The organism is Bradyrhizobium sp. 40 (assembly GCF_023100925.1).
GTDB lineage: Bacteria > Pseudomonadota > Alphaproteobacteria > Rhizobiales > Xanthobacteraceae > Bradyrhizobium.
On the sequence record NZ_CP064688.1, the window covers coordinates 3,279,759 to 3,299,252 of the forward strand.

General features: G+C 64.2%; 16 protein-coding genes. 12 read left to right on the forward strand and 4 right to left on the reverse strand.

Annotated features, from left to right (window positions below; genetic code table 11):
• Positions 1-174 precede the first annotated feature (174 nt).
• The 12 genes from IVB40_RS15970 (at position 175) to IVB40_RS16025 (ending at position 13,759) form a co-directional block, all read left to right on the forward strand.
• Positions 175-2,460, forward strand: a complete 2,286-nt coding sequence (locus tag IVB40_RS15970; protein WP_027567287.1) for a bifunctional (p)ppGpp synthetase/guanosine-3',5'-bis(diphosphate) 3'-pyrophosphohydrolase — start codon at positions 175-177, stop codon at positions 2,458-2,460.
• Positions 2,461-2,505: 45 nt separating this feature from the next.
• Positions 2,506-3,258 (forward strand): pyridoxine 5'-phosphate synthase, encoded by a 753-nt coding sequence (locus IVB40_RS15975; RefSeq protein WP_247819278.1) that lies wholly within the window; start codon positions 2,506-2,508, stop codon positions 3,256-3,258.
• Positions 3,255-3,674, forward strand: a complete 420-nt coding sequence (acpS, locus tag IVB40_RS15980; RefSeq protein WP_007611179.1) for a holo-ACP synthase — start codon at positions 3,255-3,257, stop codon at positions 3,672-3,674. The genes IVB40_RS15975 and acpS overlap by 4 nt, the downstream gene beginning before the upstream one ends.
• 246 nt (positions 3,675-3,920) lie before the next feature.
• Entirely contained in the window at positions 3,921-4,685 is a 765-nt protein-coding gene (gene lepB, locus IVB40_RS15985; RefSeq protein ID WP_007603395.1) for a signal peptidase I, read from the forward strand.
• The gene (gene rnc / locus IVB40_RS15990) at positions 4,682-5,548 is read left to right on the forward strand and encodes a ribonuclease III (protein WP_247819279.1); all 867 of its coding nucleotides are present in this window, start codon (positions 4,682-4,684) and stop codon (positions 5,546-5,548) included. The genes lepB and rnc overlap by 4 nt, the downstream gene beginning before the upstream one ends.
• A complete protein-coding gene (gene era, locus IVB40_RS15995) occupies positions 5,538-6,464 on the forward strand; it encodes a GTPase Era (protein WP_247819280.1) in 927 nt (308 codons plus the stop codon). Before rnc ends, era begins: the two co-directional genes overlap by 11 nt.
• Positions 6,465-6,486: 22 nt before the next feature.
• Positions 6,487-6,867: a hypothetical protein gene (locus IVB40_RS16000; protein ID WP_027567284.1), complete on the forward strand. Its 381-nt coding sequence runs from the start codon at positions 6,487-6,489 to the stop codon at positions 6,865-6,867.
• 78 nt (positions 6,868-6,945) lie between these two features.
• Positions 6,946-7,698: a DNA repair protein RecO gene (gene recO, locus IVB40_RS16005; RefSeq protein ID WP_247819281.1), complete on the forward strand. Its 753-nt coding sequence runs from the start codon at positions 6,946-6,948 to the stop codon at positions 7,696-7,698.
• A gap of 100 nt (positions 7,699-7,798) precedes the next feature.
• Positions 7,799-8,083: a hypothetical protein gene (locus IVB40_RS16010; RefSeq protein WP_247462594.1), complete on the forward strand. Its 285-nt coding sequence runs from the start codon at positions 7,799-7,801 to the stop codon at positions 8,081-8,083.
• A gap of 61 nt (positions 8,084-8,144) precedes the next feature.
• Entirely contained in the window at positions 8,145-10,403 is a 2,259-nt protein-coding gene (parC, locus tag IVB40_RS16015; protein WP_247289325.1) for a DNA topoisomerase IV subunit A, read from the forward strand.
• A gap of 256 nt (positions 10,404-10,659) precedes the next feature.
• Positions 10,660-12,210 (forward strand): ABC transporter substrate-binding protein, encoded by a 1,551-nt coding sequence (locus IVB40_RS16020; protein WP_247819282.1) that lies wholly within the window; start codon positions 10,660-10,662, stop codon positions 12,208-12,210.
• Between the two features lie 4 nt (positions 12,211-12,214).
• On the forward strand, positions 12,215-13,759 hold the full coding sequence (locus IVB40_RS16025) for a GMC family oxidoreductase N-terminal domain-containing protein (RefSeq protein WP_247819283.1): 1,545 nt from the start codon (positions 12,215-12,217) through the stop codon (positions 13,757-13,759).
• A gap of 35 nt (positions 13,760-13,794) precedes the next feature.
• Here IVB40_RS16025 and IVB40_RS16030 read toward each other — a convergent pair whose 3' ends face one another.
• The 4 genes from IVB40_RS16030 to IVB40_RS16045 all read right to left on the reverse strand — a co-directional run bounded on the left by IVB40_RS16030 (position 13,795) and on the right by IVB40_RS16045 (position 19,322).
• Positions 13,795-15,009, reverse strand: a complete 1,215-nt coding sequence (locus tag IVB40_RS16030) for a YeeE/YedE family protein (protein WP_247819284.1) — start codon at positions 15,007-15,009, stop codon at positions 13,795-13,797.
• Between the two features lie 954 nt (positions 15,010-15,963).
• Positions 15,964-16,605: a phosphatase PAP2 family protein gene (locus IVB40_RS16035; protein ID WP_247819285.1), complete on the reverse strand. Its 642-nt coding sequence runs from the start codon at positions 16,603-16,605 to the stop codon at positions 15,964-15,966.
• A gap of 513 nt (positions 16,606-17,118) precedes the next feature.
• Positions 17,119-18,504 (reverse strand): chromate efflux transporter, encoded by a 1,386-nt coding sequence (gene chrA / locus IVB40_RS16040; RefSeq protein ID WP_247819286.1) that lies wholly within the window; start codon positions 18,502-18,504, stop codon positions 17,119-17,121.
• Complete coding sequence (locus IVB40_RS16045) at positions 18,504-19,322, reverse strand: chromate resistance protein ChrB domain-containing protein (RefSeq protein WP_027567276.1); 819 nt, start codon at positions 19,320-19,322, stop codon at positions 18,504-18,506. Before IVB40_RS16045 ends, chrA begins: the two co-directional genes overlap by 1 nt.
• Positions 19,323-19,494 lie beyond the last annotated feature (172 nt).

Here is a 19,494-nt window from a genome sequence, read left to right on the forward strand (position 1 = left end):
TTATCAAAGGCCCGAACCGTTGTTCGGGCCTTTGCTTTTGTTGGCGTTTTCGTGGTTACCATAGCGTGGTCGGTTCGCGCCTGTTCCTGTCACTGAATTGATCGGACACGCGCGCGATCGGAGCTAAGATGTATACAACGGGCTGTGTCGTGGCCCGTTTGAAGGCAGGACGGCATGGTATATCGACGCCGCACACCAACGCAGATGCAGGCCGCAACCGAATCGGTTGCCGTGGCCCCGACTGCGCCGGTGGCGCGCCCTGCGAAGCCTCGCGCACGCATGATGCGTCAATATGACCTCGTCGAGCGCGTCAGGTCCTACAATCCCAACACCGACGAAGATTTGCTGAACCGCGCCTATGTCTACGCGATGAAGGCGCACGGCTCGCAGACCCGCGCCTCGGGTGACCCGTACTTCTCCCATCCGCTCGAAGTGGCGGCGATTCTGACCGACCTGAAGCTCGACGACGCTACCATCGTGGCTGCGCTGCTCCACGACACGATCGAGGACACCGAAGCGACGCGGGCCGAGATCGACCAGATCTTCGGGCCCGAGATCGGCGCGCTGGTCGAGGGCCTGACCAAGCTGAAGCGGCTGGAGCTGGTGTCGCGGGAGGCCAAGCAGGCCGAGAATCTGCGCAAATTGTTGCTGGCCATTGCCGACGACGTCCGCGTGCTCCTGGTGAAGCTCGCCGACCGCCTGCACAACATGCGCACGCTGGACTTCGTGCCGACGGAATCGCGACGGCGCATTGCCGAGGAGACGCTCGACATCTATGCGCCGCTGGCAGGGCGCATGGGCATGCAGGAAATGCGCGAGGAGCTGGAGGACCTGTCGTTCCGGACCCTCGACCCGGAAGCCTATTCGGTGGTGATGCAGCGGCTCGATGCACTGGCCGAGCGCAACCGCAATCTGATCGGCGAAATCGAGGACCAGCTCTCCAACAATCTGCGGCACCGGGGCTTGGGGGCGCGGGTCTATGGCCGCCGCAAGAAGCCATTCTCGATCTGGACCAAGATGGAGCGCAAGTCGGTCGGCTTCGAGCAATTGTCCGACATCTTCGGTTTCCGCGTCGTCGTCAACGACATCGAGGCCTGCTACCGCGCGCTCGGCATCGTCCACACGAACTGGCCGGTCGTGCCCGGGCGGTTCAAGGACTACATCTCGACGCCGAAGCAGAACGACTACCGCTCGATCCACACCACCGTGATCGGCCCCGGCAATCAGCGGGTCGAGTTGCAGATCCGCACCGAGGCGATGGACCAGATCGCCGAGCGCGGCATCGCCGCGCACGTGTTCTACAAGGAAGGCGTGGGCTCGCCGACCGAATTTCTCAAGCGCGAGTCCAATGCGTTCGCCTGGTTGCGCCACACCATCGGCATCCTCTCGGAGAGCGCCAACCCCGAGGAATTCCTCGAGCACACCAAGCTCGAGCTGTTCCACGACCAGGTGTTCTGCTTCACTCCGAAAGGCAAGCTGATCGCGCTGCCGCGCCATGCCAACGTGATCGACTTCGCCTATGCCGTACACACCGACGTCGGCAACAGCGCGGTGGGCTGCAAGATCAACGGCCAGTTCGCGCCGCTGTCCTCGGAGCTTCAGAACGGCGACGAGGTCGAGGTGCTGACCTCGGAAGCGCAAGCGGCGCCGCCGTCGGCCTGGGAAACGCTCGCGGTCACCGGCAAGGCGCGCGCCGCGATCCGTCGCGCCACCAGGACCGCGGTGCGAGATCAATATGTCGGTCTCGGCCGGCGCATCGTCGAGCGCCTGTTCGAGCGCGCCAAGATCGAATACGCCGACGACAAGCTCAAGGGCGCGCTGCCGCGACTGGCGCGGACCTCGATCGAGGACGTCATGGCGGCTGTGGGACGCGGCGAGATCAAGGCCTCCCACGTCGCGCGTGCGATGTATCCCGACTACAAGGAGGAGCGCATCGCGCGCTACGGCGTCAAGAAGGGGCTTGCCGGCAAGCTCAAGGAGAAGTCGTCCGAACCGCCGCGCAGCCCGGTCGCGATCCCGATCCGCGGCATCAATTCCGACCTGCCAGTGAAGTTCGCGCCGAACGGCGGCGCCGTGCCCGGTGACCGCATCATCGGCATCGTCACGCCGGGCGAGGGCATCACCATCTACCCGATCCAGGCCCCGGCCCTGAAGGATTTCGAGGAGGAGCCGGAGCGCTGGCTCGATGTGCGCTGGGACATCGAGGACTCCACGCCACAGCGCTTCCCGGCCCGCATCAAGGTCGAGAATGTCAACGAGCCTGGCGCGCTGGCGCAGATCGCGACCGTGATCGCCGAGCACGACGGCAACATCGACAACATCAGCATGCAGCGCCGCTCACCGGATTTCACGGAGACGACGATCGATCTCGAAGTCTACGATCTCAAGCATTTGAGCGCGATCCTGGCCCAGCTGCGCGCGAAGGCGGTCGTCGCCCGCGCCGAACGTGTTAATGGATAGACGCCTTCCGTCCTGGTCTATCCGTGTGATTCCGTGAGTCCCGAAATGCCTGCACCTCCGCTCCGCCTCGGCGTTAATGTTGACCATGTCGCGACCCTGCGTAACGCGCGCGGCGGCCGCAATCCCGATCCGGTGTGCGCGGCGCTGCTGGCGATCGAGGCCGGTGCCGACGGCATCACCGCCCATTTGCGCGAGGATCGCCGGCACATCCGCGACGAGGACATGGCGCGGCTGAAAGCCGAGATCTCCAAGCCGCTCAATTTCGAGATGGCGGCGACCGACGACATGATGCGCATTTCGCTCGCCACCAGGCCGCACGCGGTGTGCCTCGTGCCGGAGCGGCGCCAGGAGGTGACGACCGAAGGCGGGCTCGACGTCGTCGGCCAGCACAATGCGCTGGCGCCCTATATCGCGCGGCTGAACGATGCCGGCATCCGGGTGTCGCTGTTCATCGCGGCAGATCCCGCCCAGATCGAGATGGCGGCGCGGCTGCGCGCCCCCGTGATCGAGATCCACACCGGCGCCTGGTGCGACGCCGTCGTCGACGGTCACACTGATAAGGCCGAGGCCGAATGGCGGCGGATCGTGGCGGGGGCGAAGCTCGCGAAGGAAGCGGGGCTGGAGGTTCACGCCGGACACGGGCTGGACTATGCGACGGCGGAGACGATCGCAGGCTTGCCGGACATCATGGAGCTCAACATCGGTTATTACATGATCGGCGAAGCCCTGTTCGTGGGTCTCGCCGAGACGGTTCGCAGCATGCGCGCAGCGATGGACCGCGGCCGGAGCCGGGCATGATCATCGGCATCGGCTCCGATCTGATCGATATCACCCGTGTCGGCAAGGTGATCGACCGCCATGGCGAGCGCTTCCTCGATCGCATCTTCACCGCGGCCGAGCGGGCCAAGGCGGAGCGGCGCGCCAAGAACGAGAAGATGGTGGTCGCGACCTACGCCAAGCGCTTCGCCGCTAAAGAGGCCTGCTCCAAGGCGCTCGGCACCGGCATCAGGCGCGGCGTGTGGTGGCGCGACATGGGGGTGGTCAACCTGCCGGGAGGGCGGCCAACCATGCAATTGACGGGCGGGGCGCTGGCCCGGCTCCAGGCCCTGACGCCGGAGGGGTTCGCGGCGCAGATCGACCTGTCGATCACCGATGACTGGCCGTTGGCACAGGCCTTCGTCATCATTTCCGCCGTGCCGCTGGCCAAACCCTGACGGTACTCCGATCATTTTATAATTCGCATTCAAAATCAAACGCTTATGCAGTTTTGATGCGATCCTTGATTGCGTGGCCTCCGACAACCGTCTAAAAGTCCGCGGACGCAAATCAGGCTGGGCGAATTCGGCTTTACGCCGGAATTGGCCCTCATTATCAGAATCAGGACAATCTCCTTGGCCGCGAGCGATGGGCTGCTCGCGCGAGGAGGGCGCTCTGTGACCGCCGGCCGAATTGAGAGAGCAATGAGCGTGACTTCAGGAACGAAAACTGAGAGCGGCGTCGGCGAAACGATCCGGGTAGTGATCCACGCTCTCCTGATCGCGCTGGTGATCCGCACCTTCCTGTTCCAGCCGTTCAACATCCCATCCGGCTCGATGAAGGCGACACTGCTGGTCGGCGACTATCTGTTCGTCTCGAAATATTCCTACGGCTACAGTCACTATTCGATCCCGTTCTCGCCGCCGCTGTTCTCGGGGCGGATCTGGGGCTCGGACCCGAACCGAGGCGACATCGTCGTATTCCGCCTGCCGAAGGACGATTCCACCGACTACATCAAGCGCGTGATCGGCCTGCCCGGCGACCGCATCCAGATGCGGGACGGGCTGCTCTACATCAACGACACGCCGGTCGAGCGGCAGCGCATGAGCGAATTTGTCGGTGAGGACCCCTGCGGCGCCGAAGGCAGCGGCGTCTCCCGGGTGAAGCGCTGGAAGGAAACGCTGCCGAACGGGGTGTCCTACGAGACGCTGGACTGCGCCGACAACGGCTACGTCGACAACACCAATGTCTACACCGTGCCGACCGGCCACTTCTTCATGATGGGCGACAACCGCGACAATTCCACCGACAGCCGCTTCCTCGGCCAGGTCGGCTACGTGCCGCAGGAGAATTTGATCGGGCGCGCCCAGATGATCTTCTTCTCGATCGCCGAGGGCGAGCATGCCTGGATGTTCTGGCGCTGGCCGTGGGCGGTGCGCTGGAATCGCTTCTTCAAAATCGTCCGATGAAGGACGAAGCCAAGGACATCGCGACCCTACCGACCGAGGCGCAAGCGGGCCCCGACGGCGAAGCTGCGACCAAGACTCTTGAGAGCAAGACTCTTGAAAGCAAGGCGCTCGAGATCAAGGCGCCTGCAAAGAAGAAGCGGGTGCGGAGCAGCAAGGCCAGGGGCTCGGATGCGAATGCGGGGCTCGAGGCACGCATCGGCTACAGCTTTGCCGATCCCAACCTCTTGATGCAAGGCATCACGCATGTCTCCGCGCTGAAGTCCGGGCGCAAGCGCGGCGACAGCTATCAGCGGCTGGAATTCCTCGGCGACCACGTGCTCGGGCTCGTCGTCTCCGATATGCTCTATCACGCCTTCCCGAACGCCGATGAAGGCGAGATGTCGAAGCGACTTGCCGAACTGGTGCGCAAGGAGAGCTGCGCCGATGTCGCCAAGTCGCTCGGTCTGCTCGACGACATCAAGCTCGGCTCGGTCGGCCCCAGCGCCGACGCGCGCCTCCGCAAGAGCGTGCTCGGCGACATCTGCGAGGCCGTGATCGGCGCCGTCTTCCTCGACGGCGGCTACGCGGCGGCGGCCGAGTTCGTCAAGCGCAACTGGACCGAGCGCATGCACAAGCCGCGGCGTCCGTTGCGCGATCCCAAGACCGTTCTTCAGGAATGGGCGCAGGGCAAGGGATTGCCGACGCCCGTTTATCGCGAGGTCGAGCGCACCGGCCCGCATCATGATCCGCAATTCCGCGTGGCGGTCGATCTTCCGGGACTAGCCCCGGCGGAAGGCATCGGCGGCAGCAAGCGCGCGGCAGAGAAGGTAGCAGCTTCAGTGATGATCGAACGTGAAGGCGTTGGCGGCGGCAATGACGGTTGAAGCAAGCGGCGAGGCGCCCACTGCCACGCGCTGCGGCTTCGTCGCGCTGATCGGCGCGCCGAACGTCGGCAAATCCACCCTGGTCAATGCGCTGGTCGGGGCCAAGGTCACGATCGTCTCGCGCAAGGTGCAGACCACGCGCGCGCTGATCCGCGGCATCGTGATCGAGAACAACGCGCAGATCATCCTGGTCGATACGCCGGGCATCTTCCTGCCCAAGCGCCGGCTCGACCGCGCCATGGTCTCGACCGCCTGGAGCGGCGCGCATGACGCCGATTTCGTCTGCGTGCTGCTGGATGCCAAGGCCGGCATCGACGAGGAAGCCGAGGCGATCCTCACCAAGGTCGCCAGCGTCAAGCACGAGAAGATTTTGGTCATCAACAAGGTCGACCTGGTCCAGCGCGAGAAGCTGCTGGCGCTGGCGCAGGCCGCCAACGAGCGCATGGCCTTCGCAAAGACCTTCATGATCGCGGCGATCTCCGGCGACGGCGTCGACGACCTCAGGCATACACTGGCCGAGATCGTGCCGCCGGGGCCGTTCCTTTATCCCGAAGACCAGATGTCGGACGCGCCGATGCGGCAGCTTGCGGCCGAGATCACGCGCGAGAAGATCTTTCGCAAGCTGCACCAGGAATTGCCCTACCAGTCCACGGTCGAGACCGACAAGTGGGAGGAGCGCAAGGACAAATCGGTGCGCATTGAGCAGACGATTTTCGTCGAGCGCGAAAGCCAGCGCAAGATCGTGCTCGGCGCGGGCGGCGCCACCATCAAGTCGATCGGCGCGGACTCGCGCAAGGAGATCGGCGAGATCCTGGGCGTGCCGGTGCACCTGTTCCTGTTCGTCAAGGTGCGCGAGAACTGGAGCGACGATCCCGATCGCTACCGCGAGATGGGCCTGGAATTTCCCAAAGAATAACCAAGAAAATGATCGGTCAGCGATGAGCGTACCCAGCAACGTACGACGCTTCGAAGCGTTGCTCTATGCATCGTTGATGCTGGATGCCTTGTCGGTGGCGGTGCAGGACCGCACGCCCAATGCCGAGATGACCGAGCAGATGATCACGACGTCGACGCTGCTTGCCGGCGGCATGATCCTGCTGCTGGTGTATTTCGTCAGGCTGGCCGCGCACGGGCGCAAGAACTGGCCGCGCTGGGTGCTGGCGGCGGCGCTCGTACTGTCGGTCATCTCGCTCGGCCAGATCATCGGCGAGAAAGGCATGGAACTCGACAGCGCCATCGAGATCGTCTCCTGCGTGCTGACGGCAATGGGATTGTATTTCTCGTTCCGCGGCGACGCGCAGGGCTGGTTCAACGCGTAAGGCGTCAGGTGGATTGGCGGCGCGCAATCCCGCCAATCCGCCCTACGATTGAAGGCCGGAATCCGTTAGACTTCACCCATGGAATGGACCGACGAAGGCATCGTGCTGGGGGTGCGGCGGCATGGCGAGAGCAGCGCCATCGTCGAGCTGCTGACCCGTGCGCACGGCCGCCATCTCGGTCTCGTCCGCGGCGGCGCTGGCTCGCGGATGCGGCCGCTGCTGCAACCCGGCAACAGCCTCGGCGTGGTATGGCGGGCGCGGCTCGACGAGCATCTCGGCACCTATGCCATCGAGGGCCTCAAGCTGCGGGCGGCGACGCTGCTGGGATCATCCCACGGCGTCTACGGCATCACCCATCTCGCCTCGATCGCGCGGTTGCTGCCGGAACGCGATCCGCACGAAAACCTCCTGGCGCTGCTCGAGCATTCGCTGGATGATTTCGACGACATCGGCAGCGCCGCCGTACACGTGATCCATTTCGAGCTGGCGATGCTCACCGAGCTCGGCTTCGGGCTGGCGCTGGAAAGCTGCGCGGTGACCGGAGAAACCAACGACCTGATCTATGTCTCGCCCAAATCCGGCGGCGCAGTGTCACGCGGGGCGGGCGAACCGTGGCGCGACCGCCTGTTGCGACTGCCAACGTTCCTGCGTCGGGGCGAGGTGCAGGGCGACCTCACCGACGAGGATCTCCAGGATGGCTTTCGACTCACCGGCCTGTTCCTGTTGCGGCACGTGCTGGAGCCGCGCGGGCAGGGCCATTCCGACGCGCGAGCGGGCTTCATCAACGCGCTGACGCGACAGCAGGCAAAGGGCGCGATTCCCGCGCCATGAGCCTGGCGCGGCTCTGCATTGCCCTGGCGGGACAACGCTTGCTGGAACAAAACGGGGTTCCCCGGACTTGCCGTTTTGGGTTCCAACCGGGGATAGCCTCATGCTGATCAAGGGACTTGTTATATCGGCAGCGCTGATCGCGCTGGCGCCGGACGCCCTCGCGGGTGAGCAGCCGGGCGTGTTTCGGCGTGCCTCATGTACCGTCGTCAGATTCTATGTGGCCAAATATTCCGCTGCGGCCGCAGAGGCATGGGCGAGGTCCAAGGGCGCGACGGAGGCCGAGATCGAGACGGCGCGGCGGTGCCTGCCCAATGCCCCGGCCACCACGCAGGCCAAAAACACCCAACCCACCCAGACCTTCACCGCAGGCTGGGCCGGCCAGTAGGCCCCCCACAGGGAACCAATCGATCCTTGCCCGATTCGCTTCCACGGTTTAACCGGGCGGCATGGGAAAACGATTGATTCCGCCGGAGGAACCGGCCGAAATTCACGAGGTGCCGCTGCGTGAGGCGCTGGAAGAGCGCTATCTCGCCTATGCGCTGTCCACCATCATGCACCGCGCGCTGCCGGATGCCCGCGACGGCCTGAAGCCGGTACACCGGCGCATCCTCTATGGCATGCGCCTGCTACGGCTTGATCCGGGCACGGCATTCAAGAAGTCCGCCAAAATCGTCGGCGACGTGATGGGCTCGTTCCATCCGCATGGCGACCAGGCGATTTACGACGCCATGGTGCGTCTGGCGCAGGATTTCTCCTCGCGCTACCCGCTGGTCGACGGCCAGGGCAATTTCGGCAATATCGACGGCGATAATCCGGCCGCCTATCGCTACACCGAAGCGCGCATGACCGACGTCGCGCGGCTTCTGCTCGACGGCATCGACGAGGACGGGGTCGAATTCCGCCCCAATTACGATGGCCAGTCGAAAGAGCCGATCGTGCTGCCCGGCGGCTTCCCGAACCTGCTCGCTAACGGTGCGCAGGGTATCGCGGTCGGCATGGCGACCTCGATCCCGCCGCACAACGCCGCCGAGCTCTGCGACGCCGCGCTGCATCTGATCGAGAAGCCCGACGCGAAATCCAGGGCCTTGCTGAAATGGGTCAAGGGTCCGGATTTCCCCACCGGCGGCATCTGCGTCGATTCCAAGCAGGCGATCGCTGAAGCCTACACCACCGGCCGCGGTTCGTTTCGCGTCCGCTCCCGATGGGAGCAGGAAGAGGGCGCGCGCGGCACCTGGGTCGTCGTCGTCACCGAGATTCCCTTTCTGGTGCAGAAGTCGCGGCTGATCGAGAAGATCGCCGAGCTGCTGGACCAGAAGAAGCTGCCGCTGGTCGGCGATATCAGGGACGAATCGGCCGAAGACGTTCGCATCGTGATCGAGCCGAAGTCGAAGAACGTCGATCCCGCGCTGATGATGGAATCGCTGTTCCGGCTGACCGAGCTCGAAAACAAGATTCCGCTGAACCTCAACGTGCTGATCAAGGGCCGCGTCCCCAAAGTCGTGGGGCTCGCGGAATGCTTGCGCGAATGGCTCGACCATCTGCGTGACGTGCTGATCCGTCGCACCAACCATCGCAAGGCCGAGATCGAGCGCCGGCTGGAGATTCTCGGCGGCTTGCTGATTGCCTATCTGAACATCGACGAGGTGATCAGGATCATCCGCAATGAGGACGAGCCGAAGCCGGCGCTGATCAAGGCGTTCAAGCTCACCGAGGTGCAGGCCGAAGCCATCCTCAACATGCGGCTGCGAAGCCTGCGCAAGCTCGAGGAGATGGAGATCCGCAGCGAGGACAAGGATCTTCGCAAGGAGCTGAAGGGCATCGAGGGGCTGCTGGCGTCAGAACCCGAGCAGTGGAAGAAGGTCGCCGAGCAGGTCGGCAAGGTCCGCGACATGTTCGGACCCAAGACCCCGCTCGGCAAGCGCCGTACCACCTTTGCGGACGCGCCCGAGCATGATCTCGCCGCGATCGAGGAGGCCCTGGTCGAGCGCGAGCCGGTGACGGTGGTCGTCTCCGACAAGGGCTGGATCCGCACCCTCAAGGGCCATGTCGAGGATCTCTCGGGGCTGGCTTTCAAGCAGGACGACAAGCTCGGGTTCGCGTTCTTCGCGGAAACGACCTCGAAGCTGCTGCTGTTCGCCACCAACGGAAAATTCTACTCGCTCGATGTCGCAAAACTTCCGGGCGGCCGCGGTCATGGCGAGCCGATCCGCCAATTCATCGATCTCGAGCCGGAGGCCGCGCCGGTCACGCTGTTCGTCAACAAGGGCGGACGCAAATTCCTGGTCGCGAGCCACGAAGGCCAGGGCTTCGTCGTCAACGAGGACGATTGCGTCGGCACCACCAAGAAGGGCAAGCAGGTCCTCAACGTCGATATGCCGAACGAGGCGCGCACGGTCACCGAGGTGCTCGGCGACACCGTCGCGGTCATCGGCGAGAACCGCAAGATGCTGATCTTCCCGCTCGACCAGGTGCCGGAGATGGCCCGCGGCCGCGGTGTGCGTCTGCAGAAGTACAAGGACGGCGGCCTCTCCGACATTGCCGTGTTCGACGCCAAGGCTGGCCTGACCTGGAAAGACTCCGCGGGCCGCGAATTCTCCGCGACCATGAAGGAGCTCGCCGAGTGGAAAGGCTCCCGCGCCGACGCCGGTCGTCTCCCGCCGAAGGGATTCCCGAAGTCGAACAAGTTCGGCAGGGTGATCGGGTAGTCCGCGGGCCGTCGCCATATCGACAGTGTCATGCCCCGCGTAGGCGGGGCATCCAGTACTCCGCGATCTCTCGGCTCAATCGTAGCTTTCCCTGGAATACTGGATCGCCCGGTCAAGCCGGGCGATGACAGCGAGGGCGTGGCGCGCAAACGCGCGGCAGATAGCCGTGAGCGCATACGTGTTTCGGCCCTCCGGGCATGAACATTGCTTTTTGTCTGGCGACTTTAACGTCTCCGTCAAAAGGCAAATCCATTCCATGTCCAAACTGAGGGCTTTCATTCCGGCGCTGTTCGCCTTGGCGCTGACCGCACCGCCCGCGCATGCGGCAGGCAATCTCGTCGCGGTGCTCGAGGCCGAGATCGTCACGCTCGATCCGCATTTCTCCACAGCCTATATTACGCGCACGTTCGGCTACATGGTGTTCGACACGCTGTTTGCAAAGGATTCCAAGGGCGAGATCAAGCCGCAAATGGTGCAGGACTGGAAGGTCTCTGCCGATGGCCTGACCTACAGTTTCACGCTGCGCGACGGTTTGAAGTGGCATGACGGCCAACCGGTCACGGCCGCCGATTGCGTCGCCTCGCTGCGCCGCTGGGGCACCCGCAGCGCGCTCGGCCGCCGCATCTTCGCGATCACGGCCTCGCTCGAACCGACCGACGCAAAAACCTTCGTGCTGACGCTGAAGGAGCCGTCCGGTCTCGTCATCGACGCGCTCGGCAATCCCGTCAGTCCGGTGGCCTTCATGATGCCCGAGCGCATCGCCAAAACGCCCGGCGACCAGCGCATCACCGAGATCGTCGGCTCCGGCCCGTTCGTCTACAGCAAGGCCGATCACCGCACCGGCGACCGCATGGTCCTGAAGAAATTCGCCGACTACGTGCCGCGGCCCGAGCCTGCCGACTTCCTCGCCGGCGGCAAGCGCGTCAACATCGACACGCTCGAGATCCGTGTCATCCCGGATGGCGCGACCGCAGCCTCCGCGCTGCAGGCCGGCGAAGTCGATTTCATGCAATACGCGCCGTTCGATCTGCTGCCGACCATGGAGAAGAACTCACGGGTCAAACTGGTCAATTTCACTGGCGGCAACATGTTCGCGGGCGCCTATCGCCTCAATGCCGCATCCAGGCCGTTCGACGATCCAGAAATTCGCCGCGTGCTGTGGAAGCTGGTCGATCAGCGCGAGGTGCTGGACGCACTCGGCTTGGACGCCAAATACGCCACGCCTTGCGCGACATACTTCACCTGCGGCACCACCTATGACAGCAAGGCCGGGACCGAAGCCGCCGCCAAGCCGTCGATCGAAGCGGCGAAGGCCGCACTGAAGGCGACGAAATATGCCGGCGAGCCTGTCGTCGTGATGGAGGCCAACGATCTCGAAGCTCCGCGCGTTTCGGCGCAGGTGCTGGCCGAGCGGCTGAAACAGGCCGGGTTCAACGTCGACCTCCAGGTGATGGACTGGGCGAGCGTGCTGGCGCGCCGCGCCAAGAAGGAGGGCTGGAGCGTCTATGGCGTTCACGCCGGCGGCTTCGACCTCGGCTCGCCGCTGACCAACGTCATGGTCGCCTTCAACTGCGCCGATTTCACCGGCTGGCAATGCGATGCGCGCATTACGCCGCTGATGGAAGCCTTTGCCAAGGCGCCCGCCGAGGAGGATCGCAAGAAGATCGCAGGCGAGATCCAGACCGTCATGTACGATCAGGCACCCGCAATACCGTGGGGCCAATTCGCCCAGCCCGCCGCCTCTCGCGCGACCTTGCGCGGACTGATACCGTCCGCCATCCCGGTGTTCTGGAACGTTGAGAAGTAGCGCGATGTACGATGTCATTGTTGTCGGCGGCGGCTCCGCCGGCGCCGCTGTTGCGGCACGGCTCTCGGAAGATCCCGCACGGCGCGTCCTGCTGCTCGAGGCGGGTCTGGACTGGCGCGCCGACGAGGCACCCTGGGAGGTGATGACGCCGAATCCCATCCCGATCATCCACAAGCGCGAGTACCAGGAGAAATGGCAATGGCCGGATCTTCTGACGCGCCGCGTGGCCGGCCAGGAGCCGCGCTTCTACTGGCGCGGCAAGGGGCTCGGCGGTTCGTCGATGATGAACGGGCAGATCGCCATCCGCGGTGTCGCCGATGCCTTCGACGAATGGGCCGCCAATGGCTGCACCGGCTGGTCCGCCAAGGACGTGATGCCGTTGTTCTCGGTGATCGAGGATGATCTGGAATTCGGCGACGAGGCCTGCCACGGACGCGGCGGACCGCTGCCGGTCTATCGCGCGCCGCCGGACAAATGGGGACCGATCGATCGCGGCTTGCGCGATGCGGCGCTGGCGAGCGGCTATCCCTGGTGCGCCGACGTCAACGGCCCGGACGGCGAGGGCGTCGCCTGCTATCCCATCAACAGCCGCGACAGCCGCCGCATCACCACCAACGAGGGTTATCTGGAGCCCGCGCGCGGCCGCGCCAATCTGGAAATTCGCGGGCATGCGCTGGTCGATCGCGTGCTGATCAGCGACGGGCGGGCGACCGGCCTTCGCGTTCACATCGAGGGGCAGGGCACCAGCGAGATCAGCGCGCGCCAGATCGTGCTGTGCGCCGGCGCCATCCACAGTCCGGCAATCCTGCTGCGCTCGGGCATTGGACCCGCGGATGAGCTGAAGGCGATGGGGATCGCGGTCGAGCGCGACCTGCCGGTCGGCAAGCACTTCTTCGACCACCCGCTGTTTCGCGCCACGATCCAGCTCCACGAAAATCTGCGGCCCACAGATCCCGACACCCGCCACACCAATTGCTGCGTGACCTATTCGTCAGGCCTCGCCGACGGCGGCAAGCGCGACATGATCCTGATCGCCTTCAACCACCGCGGCATCGGCGTGCCGGGCGCGATCGGCGCCGGGCTGTTCAACGCGTATTCGCGTGGCACGCTCAAGCTGGCCTCGACCGACCCCGCGATCGATCCTGTTATCGAGGAGAACATGCTGGCCGATCCCCGCGACATGCTACGCATGATGGATGCGGTGAGGCGGCTGGCCGTGATCACCGCCCAGCCGGCGCTATCGGGCATCACGGACTGGATCCGGCTCGCCGACACGGATTTGACGCTGCCGCAAGCTGCTGCTTTGCCCGATCACGAGCTCGAAGCGCTGCTGCGCCGTGAGACCGGCGACATCCAACACGCCGCCGGCAGTTGCCGCATGACCGGAGTTAACGACGCCCAGGGCGTGGTCAACCCTGACGGCACGGTGAAGGGTATCGCGGGCCTGCGCGTCGCCGACGCCTCGATCATGCCGTCGGATTGCCGGGCCAACACCCACTTTACGACCGTGGTGATCGGCGAGGCGATCGCGCGGTTGATGATGCGTTAGAGGGCAGCATCGAGCGCCGGCGTGCGGACGAAGACCTACCGCTCGACGGCCAGGCCGAACAGCGGTCGGAGCTGTGTTCCCAGAATGTTGCCAACGAAAGCCGCGACCAGCCAGCACCAGCCATGCAGGCTGCCCGATGCGATCCCGCTGAAATAAGCGCCGATATTGCAGCCATAGGCGAGCCGGGCGCCATAGCCGAGAAGCAGGCCGCCGATGATGGCGGCGAGGAGCGAGGATGCGGAGATGCGCCATGTCGGATGGAATTTGCCGGCGAGGCCTGCGGCCAGCAACGCGCCCAGAATGATGCCGAAATCCATGACGGAGGTGATGTCGGCAAAGATGCTTTGGTGCAGCGAGGCCGCCCGAGCGCCCTGCCAATAGGGCCAAGACGCGACGTCGACGCCGAGGCTCATCAGGATCTTCGATCCCCAGAGCGCGAAAGCGGAGGTGATGCCCCAGGGACGTCCCGCAAGATACAGCGTGGCGAAATTTCCGATCGCGAGCAGGATCGCGCCCCACAGGAGCGGCCACGGCCCCTGCATGAAGCGGCGCGCGCCGCGCAGCTTCGTCCGCGCTCCCGGCTCAAGTTGGCCGTGCCGGCCGATCTCGGCCCTGAGCGTGATGAGGTAGATCGCAGCCATGACGGCCCAGCAGAGCACGAGCGCCGGCAGCCAGCCGAGCCGTTCGATCAACGAGACCGCGCCGATGTTCGGCAGCGCGCTCCACCACGGCAGATGCAATGCACCGAGCGTCGATCCGGCGATGAAGGCCGCCAGTGTCACCAGCATGCGGGTGTTGCCGCCGCCGGCGGTATAAAGCGTTCCCGACGCGCAGCCGCCGCCAAGCTGCATTCCAAGGCCGAACAGAAACGCCCCGGTCAGCATGCCCACGCCCACCGCGCCGAGCTCGCCATGCACGGCAACGCCGAACAGCGTGCCTTGCGCCAAGGCCGGAAAGAAGAGGGCGGTTGCCAGCGCCAGCATGACCATTTGCGCACGGAGGCCGGCGCCTCGTCGCGCGACAATGAAGACGCGCCAGGCCGAGGTGAACCCGAACAGCGCATGGTAAAGCGTCAGGCCAAGTGCACCTCCGAGAAGAAACAACAATCCCTGCTGCCAGGAGATCGTGCCTGACAAGGCCGCTGCGCCCGCCAGAAGAATTGCCGCCGCGACAGCGACGACCGTGAGATTGGCGCCGTGCCGGTCATTGTCAGGGGCAAGCAGTCGCGCATCAATGGATAGATCGGTCATGGCTCATCCAAAAAGCGGAGTGTTCGGCAGTGAGAGCTAACCGGGGCGAATTCTCCCCGTTCCAATCTTTCTACCTTGGAACTGATGCGATAGCGCTAGGAAACGGCTGTCATGCCCCGGCTCGACCGGGGCATCCAGTAAGCCGCGGCTTCTCTTCTCAATCACGATCGTCTCGGAGTACTGGGTCGCCCGGTCAAGCCGGGCGAGGACATCGAGAGTGGGCAGGATTAGTCGTCGCGCCGATGCACGGTTCAAACAACGGACGAGAGTTCGCGATCTCGCGGCGCGTTCGGCCCGAGTTTTGATTCGTCGCATGGTCCTCGTAGAGACAAGGGCGCAGCGAAGGCCGGGCGCCGGCTGGCATCCGCAGATCCGTGGGCGATAGAAATGCACACGGGGTGGATCACAGGTTCGCCCGATCGACCGGCCTTCCCGGCGCGATGGTTTTAACGTGTCCCTCGTGCTCTCCCCGGGGAGCGATGCACTACTGCCCCCGTCGCCTTGCAGATGACTGATGCGCGCGCCCGGTCGGGCCGCCACATCACCGCAGGACTTGACGCACAGACCCCGGGCGTCAGGACCACACGACTTGTTCGTCCGCGCACGTCCTCGCTGCGACTTCGAGTGCTGGCGTGTGCTCACACCCGAAGCCATGCGAAGACGCTGTCGGCGTCGTGTCGTAGGCACGAAAGTCATTGCTCACAGCCGAAGCGCCCTGCAATGCGATCGTGCCCGACGCCATCGGGTCCATCGCTGCCCAGCCCGCGGTTTGTGACGATCGCGATCGGCCCCTTGTCTCGGGCCAGGATGTGTCGCTTGTACGTCAAATCCGAATTTCGGTAAAATGGAATATTTGCCCGTACGGGCCTGACAGCGCCAGATCGGTCGTGACTGCAGGTGTTTTGCCTCGACGGGCAGATGGCCGGGACGAGACGTGGATGCGGAGCTAGAGCATCAGCCTCGCGCGAGAAGGAGCCGTTCTTGATGTTCGATCCGACGGGCATGGATGAGCCAGTTCGTTGCAGCGACTGCTCCGCACGCCACAGCAAGGCCGCCAACAATGTCTACGGCATAATGTGCGCCGCAGAGGGGCGTGCCCGCGATAAGAAGAAGATTCAGAGGCACGAGCACCAGGCGCAAGATGCGGATCGGCCAAAGAGCCCAAACAAATAAAATAGCGTTCGCCGTGTGGAAGCTGGGGAAGGAGATCAACCCCTCCACGGACCGAAAGTCGATAACCCGTAGCGTTCCATTCCGAAGCCCGTCGAGAACCGGGAAATAGCTGTGCCCGCCCTCCGGCAAGGTCGAGAATTCCTTGGAAACCCCATCCAAATAGATCATTGCGTTCACGGCCGGAATGCAGCCTCCGATGATGGCGGTCGCCGTTACCGCAACTGCAAATGCAATGATGTATAACCGCAATCTATCAAGCCGCCAGGTCAAAATAGCGGCGACCAACACCAGGATGTTCTGCTTCATCATGGAGTTGTAAGCAAAGGAAAGGACGTCGTGGAGCGCATCGTGCCTTCTCAAAAAGGCGAGATAATTTAGCTCGATCGAATCCGAACCAGCGATCAATCGCGTGTAGTTCTGCATCGCGATAAGGCAGTGGCACTGCGGATGCGGCGTAGGTCAATAAAAGTCCCATGAGAACGACGACAACGAGCTGACCAAAGCAGATGAGAACGCGCGCGAGTTCCGCGTTGGGTCGAACAAAGCTGACATAGACAGTGAGAAACACGTACGAGGTCAGTAGCACGGCCGTATCGGCCGATAGCTCAAAGCTGCAACTCAGGCCCACAAGGTTCATCGCGAGCGCCGCAAGGAGCGCGATTCCCAAGGTGATTTGCCTCGTGACGGCGGACAGCAATCTGTCATCTCTGATCGACCGATCGCTCATCCCGCCATCTACCTCTAATTGCGTGGGGGAATATTGCCCGTAATTGCAAAGGAATTCCTAACGTGAGAAAGGAACCGGCGATCAATACGGCCAGGCTCGCTCTTTCCCGCGAATCCATGCCGAGGCTTCTGGACAATTTCAAGCTTCTGCGTGCGGTTATTGCCGACGCTGCGACGCTTCTGTCATCGGTCTGCCAGGGAGGCCACGTCCTAGATCACCCCTGCCAGCCGCAGCGCCACGCCTGCAGCGCAGCTGCCGGCGAGCACGGTGAGCATGCCGAGCTTGAATCGGAAGATCGCGGTTGCCGCCGCGATCGACAGCACGAGCGCGGAGAGATCGACGCTGGTCAGCACCGGCATGTCGAAGGCAAACGGGAAGCTGTGCACCGGCACGGTCTCGCGGAATAGCGTGTGCAGCGCGAACCAGATCGAGAGGTTGAGGATCACGCCGACGACGGCAGCCGTGATCGCACTGAGCGCACCGCCGAGACCCTTGTTGCCGCGCAGCCGTTCGACGTAGGGGGCACCGACGAAAATCCAGAGGAAGCAGGGCGTGAAGGTGACCCAGGTCGCGAGCAGCCCGCCGAGCGTGGCCGCGAGCATCGGCGACAGCCCGCTGGCGTCGCGGTAGGCGGCCATGAAGCCCACGAACTGGAGCACCATGATCAAAGGGCCGGGCGTGGTCTCGGCCATACCGAGACCGTCGAGCATCTCGTGCGGCTTGAGCCAGTGATAGTGCTCGACCGCCTGCTGGGCGACATAGGCCAGCACCGCATAGGCGCCGCCGAAGGTGACCATCGCCATTTTCGAGAAGAACAGCGCGATGTGAGTGAAGACATTGTCTTGTCCAACAGCGAGCAACAGCGCGATCACCGGCACCAGCCACAGCGCAAGCCACAACACGCCCACGCGAATCGTGCGGACGGTGTTGGGGCGGACATGCTCGGGCACGGCGTCGCCGAGCATGCTGTCGATCACGGCGCTGCTGCCGGCAGGGCCGTGACCGGCCGGCGCGAATTCCGGACGGCCCTGTTTGGCGCCGATATATCCGATGATTCCGGCGGCGATGATGATGACCGGGAAGGGGATCGCGAAGAAGAAAATCGCGACGAAGGCGATCGCGGCAAGCGCGATCATGATGCGGTTCTTCAATGCGCGCTTGCCGACGCGCACCACGGCCTCGACGACGATGGCGAGCACGGCGGCCTTCAAGCCGAAGAACAGAGCCTCGACGAAGCTGACATTGCCGTAGGCGGCGTAGACGTAACTCAGGCCCATGATGGCAATGATGCCGGGCAGAATGAACAGCCCGCCCGCCATCAGCCCGCCGGCGGTGCGATGCATCAGCCAGCCGACATAGGTCGCGAGCTGCTGCGCCTCCGGGCCCGGCAGCAGCATGCAGTAGTTCAGGGCGTGGAGGAAACGGGCTTCCGAGATCCAGTTCTTCTCCTCGACCAAGATGCGGTGCATGACCGCGATCTGGCCCGCGGGCCCGCCAAAACTCAGGCAGGCGACGCGGAGCCAGACGCGAAAGGCTTCGCTGAAGCTGACGCCGTGACCGGCATCAGCTCCTGCTTCGATCGTACGGGTATCCATCAAGCCTTCGCCTTGTTGGTCGGCCAGTTGTGGGTCTCGGACGTGGCGTCACGGCACCAGCGATAGAAGGCGTCGTAGAGCAGCATGCCGGCCTCGAGCTGTTCGAGGTCGTCATCATACATCCGCGACAGCCCGAGCGAAGCTGCGAGCAGGCCGGGGGCCTCCGGCGCGAGGTCGGGCCGCCCGGTGTCGGCGCCGCGCACCAACGTTGCGAGCCGGAGCAGCGCCGGCGCGGCAATCCCAAACTCCTCGATCATCACGTCGAAGGTGCAGAGCTCACCACGGTGGCTCCAGAACACGTTCTCGATGTCGAAGGGGGCTGCGTTGAAGCGTTGCCCGACGGCCACCACTTCCGAAGGCGCCACGAACAGGAACACCGCATTGGGATCGACGAAGCGTCGGATCAGCCAGGGGCAGGCAATGCGGTCGACCTTGGGCCGCGCCCGCGTCACCCAGACGGTGCGTCCCTTGGCGTCGCGCGGCGGCAGCTTGCGGGTATCGAGCAGCGGCAGCTTTGCGTCCTTCCAGCCCTCGAATCCGCCTTCCAGCGTCTCGGCCTGGACCCCAAGCTGCCTGAGCCAGGCCGCCGTGCCCTGCGCCAGCTTTGCGCCGCGCAGGCAGGAGACGATGGCGGTGCGGCCGGCGAATTCGGCACCCCATTCCGGAACATTGTCGTGGCTGAGCTTGATCGAACCTGGGATCAGCCGCCGGTCGGCGGCAAAATCCTCGTCGGTGCGCACGTCGATCAGGGCAGGGGCGTTTGCCGTGCCGATCAACCGTGCCAGTTTGTCAGATGATATGGTCGTGTAGGAAGACATGATGCGCCCTCGTGAAAAACAACGGGACGCGATACTTGGGCATGTCGCCTCGTGGGGAGATCGCTCAAATCCCCATGACCTTCATTACACCGAAACGGCACCTACCTGTCAATCGGCTCATTCCGGGGATTTTGCCCAGAAGACTCGCAGGTCTATATTAGGGGTTAACGGC

Bases quoted from the DNA above. Each gene is read 5' to 3' on its own strand.
- IVB40_RS16030 (WP_247819284.1), bottom strand. From the start codon at position 15,009: ATGACCGATCTATCCATTGATGCGCGACTGCTTGCCCCTGACAATGAC.
- IVB40_RS16025 (WP_247819283.1), top strand. From the start codon at position 12,215: ATGTACGATGTCATTGTTGTCGGCGGCGGCTCCGCCGGCGCCGCTGTT.
- IVB40_RS16010 (WP_247462594.1), top strand. From the start codon at position 7,799: ATGCTGATCAAGGGACTTGTTATATCGGCAGCGCTGATCGCGCTGGCG.
- IVB40_RS15970 (WP_027567287.1), top strand. From the start codon at position 175: ATGGTATATCGACGCCGCACACCAACGCAGATGCAGGCCGCAACCGAA.
- IVB40_RS16020 (WP_247819282.1), top strand. From the start codon at position 10,660: ATGTCCAAACTGAGGGCTTTCATTCCGGCGCTGTTCGCCTTGGCGCTG.
- parC (WP_247289325.1), top strand. From the start codon at position 8,145: ATGGGAAAACGATTGATTCCGCCGGAGGAACCGGCCGAAATTCACGAG.
- lepB (WP_007603395.1), top strand. From the start codon at position 3,921: ATGAGCGTGACTTCAGGAACGAAAACTGAGAGCGGCGTCGGCGAAACG.
- IVB40_RS15975 (WP_247819278.1), top strand. From the start codon at position 2,506: ATGCCTGCACCTCCGCTCCGCCTCGGCGTTAATGTTGACCATGTCGCG.
- recO (WP_247819281.1), top strand. From the start codon at position 6,946: ATGGAATGGACCGACGAAGGCATCGTGCTGGGGGTGCGGCGGCATGGC.
- chrA (WP_247819286.1), bottom strand. From the start codon at position 18,504: ATGGATACCCGTACGATCGAAGCAGGAGCTGATGCCGGTCACGGCGTC.
- acpS (WP_007611179.1), top strand. From the start codon at position 3,255: ATGATCATCGGCATCGGCTCCGATCTGATCGATATCACCCGTGTCGGC.
- rnc (WP_247819279.1), top strand. From the start codon at position 4,682: ATGAAGGACGAAGCCAAGGACATCGCGACCCTACCGACCGAGGCGCAA.
- IVB40_RS16035 (WP_247819285.1), bottom strand. From the start codon at position 16,605: ATGCAGAACTACACGCGATTGATCGCTGGTTCGGATTCGATCGAGCTA.
- IVB40_RS16000 (WP_027567284.1), top strand. From the start codon at position 6,487: ATGAGCGTACCCAGCAACGTACGACGCTTCGAAGCGTTGCTCTATGCA.
- IVB40_RS16045 (WP_027567276.1), bottom strand. From the start codon at position 19,322: ATGTCTTCCTACACGACCATATCATCTGACAAACTGGCACGGTTGATC.
- era (WP_247819280.1), top strand. From the start codon at position 5,538: ATGACGGTTGAAGCAAGCGGCGAGGCGCCCACTGCCACGCGCTGCGGC.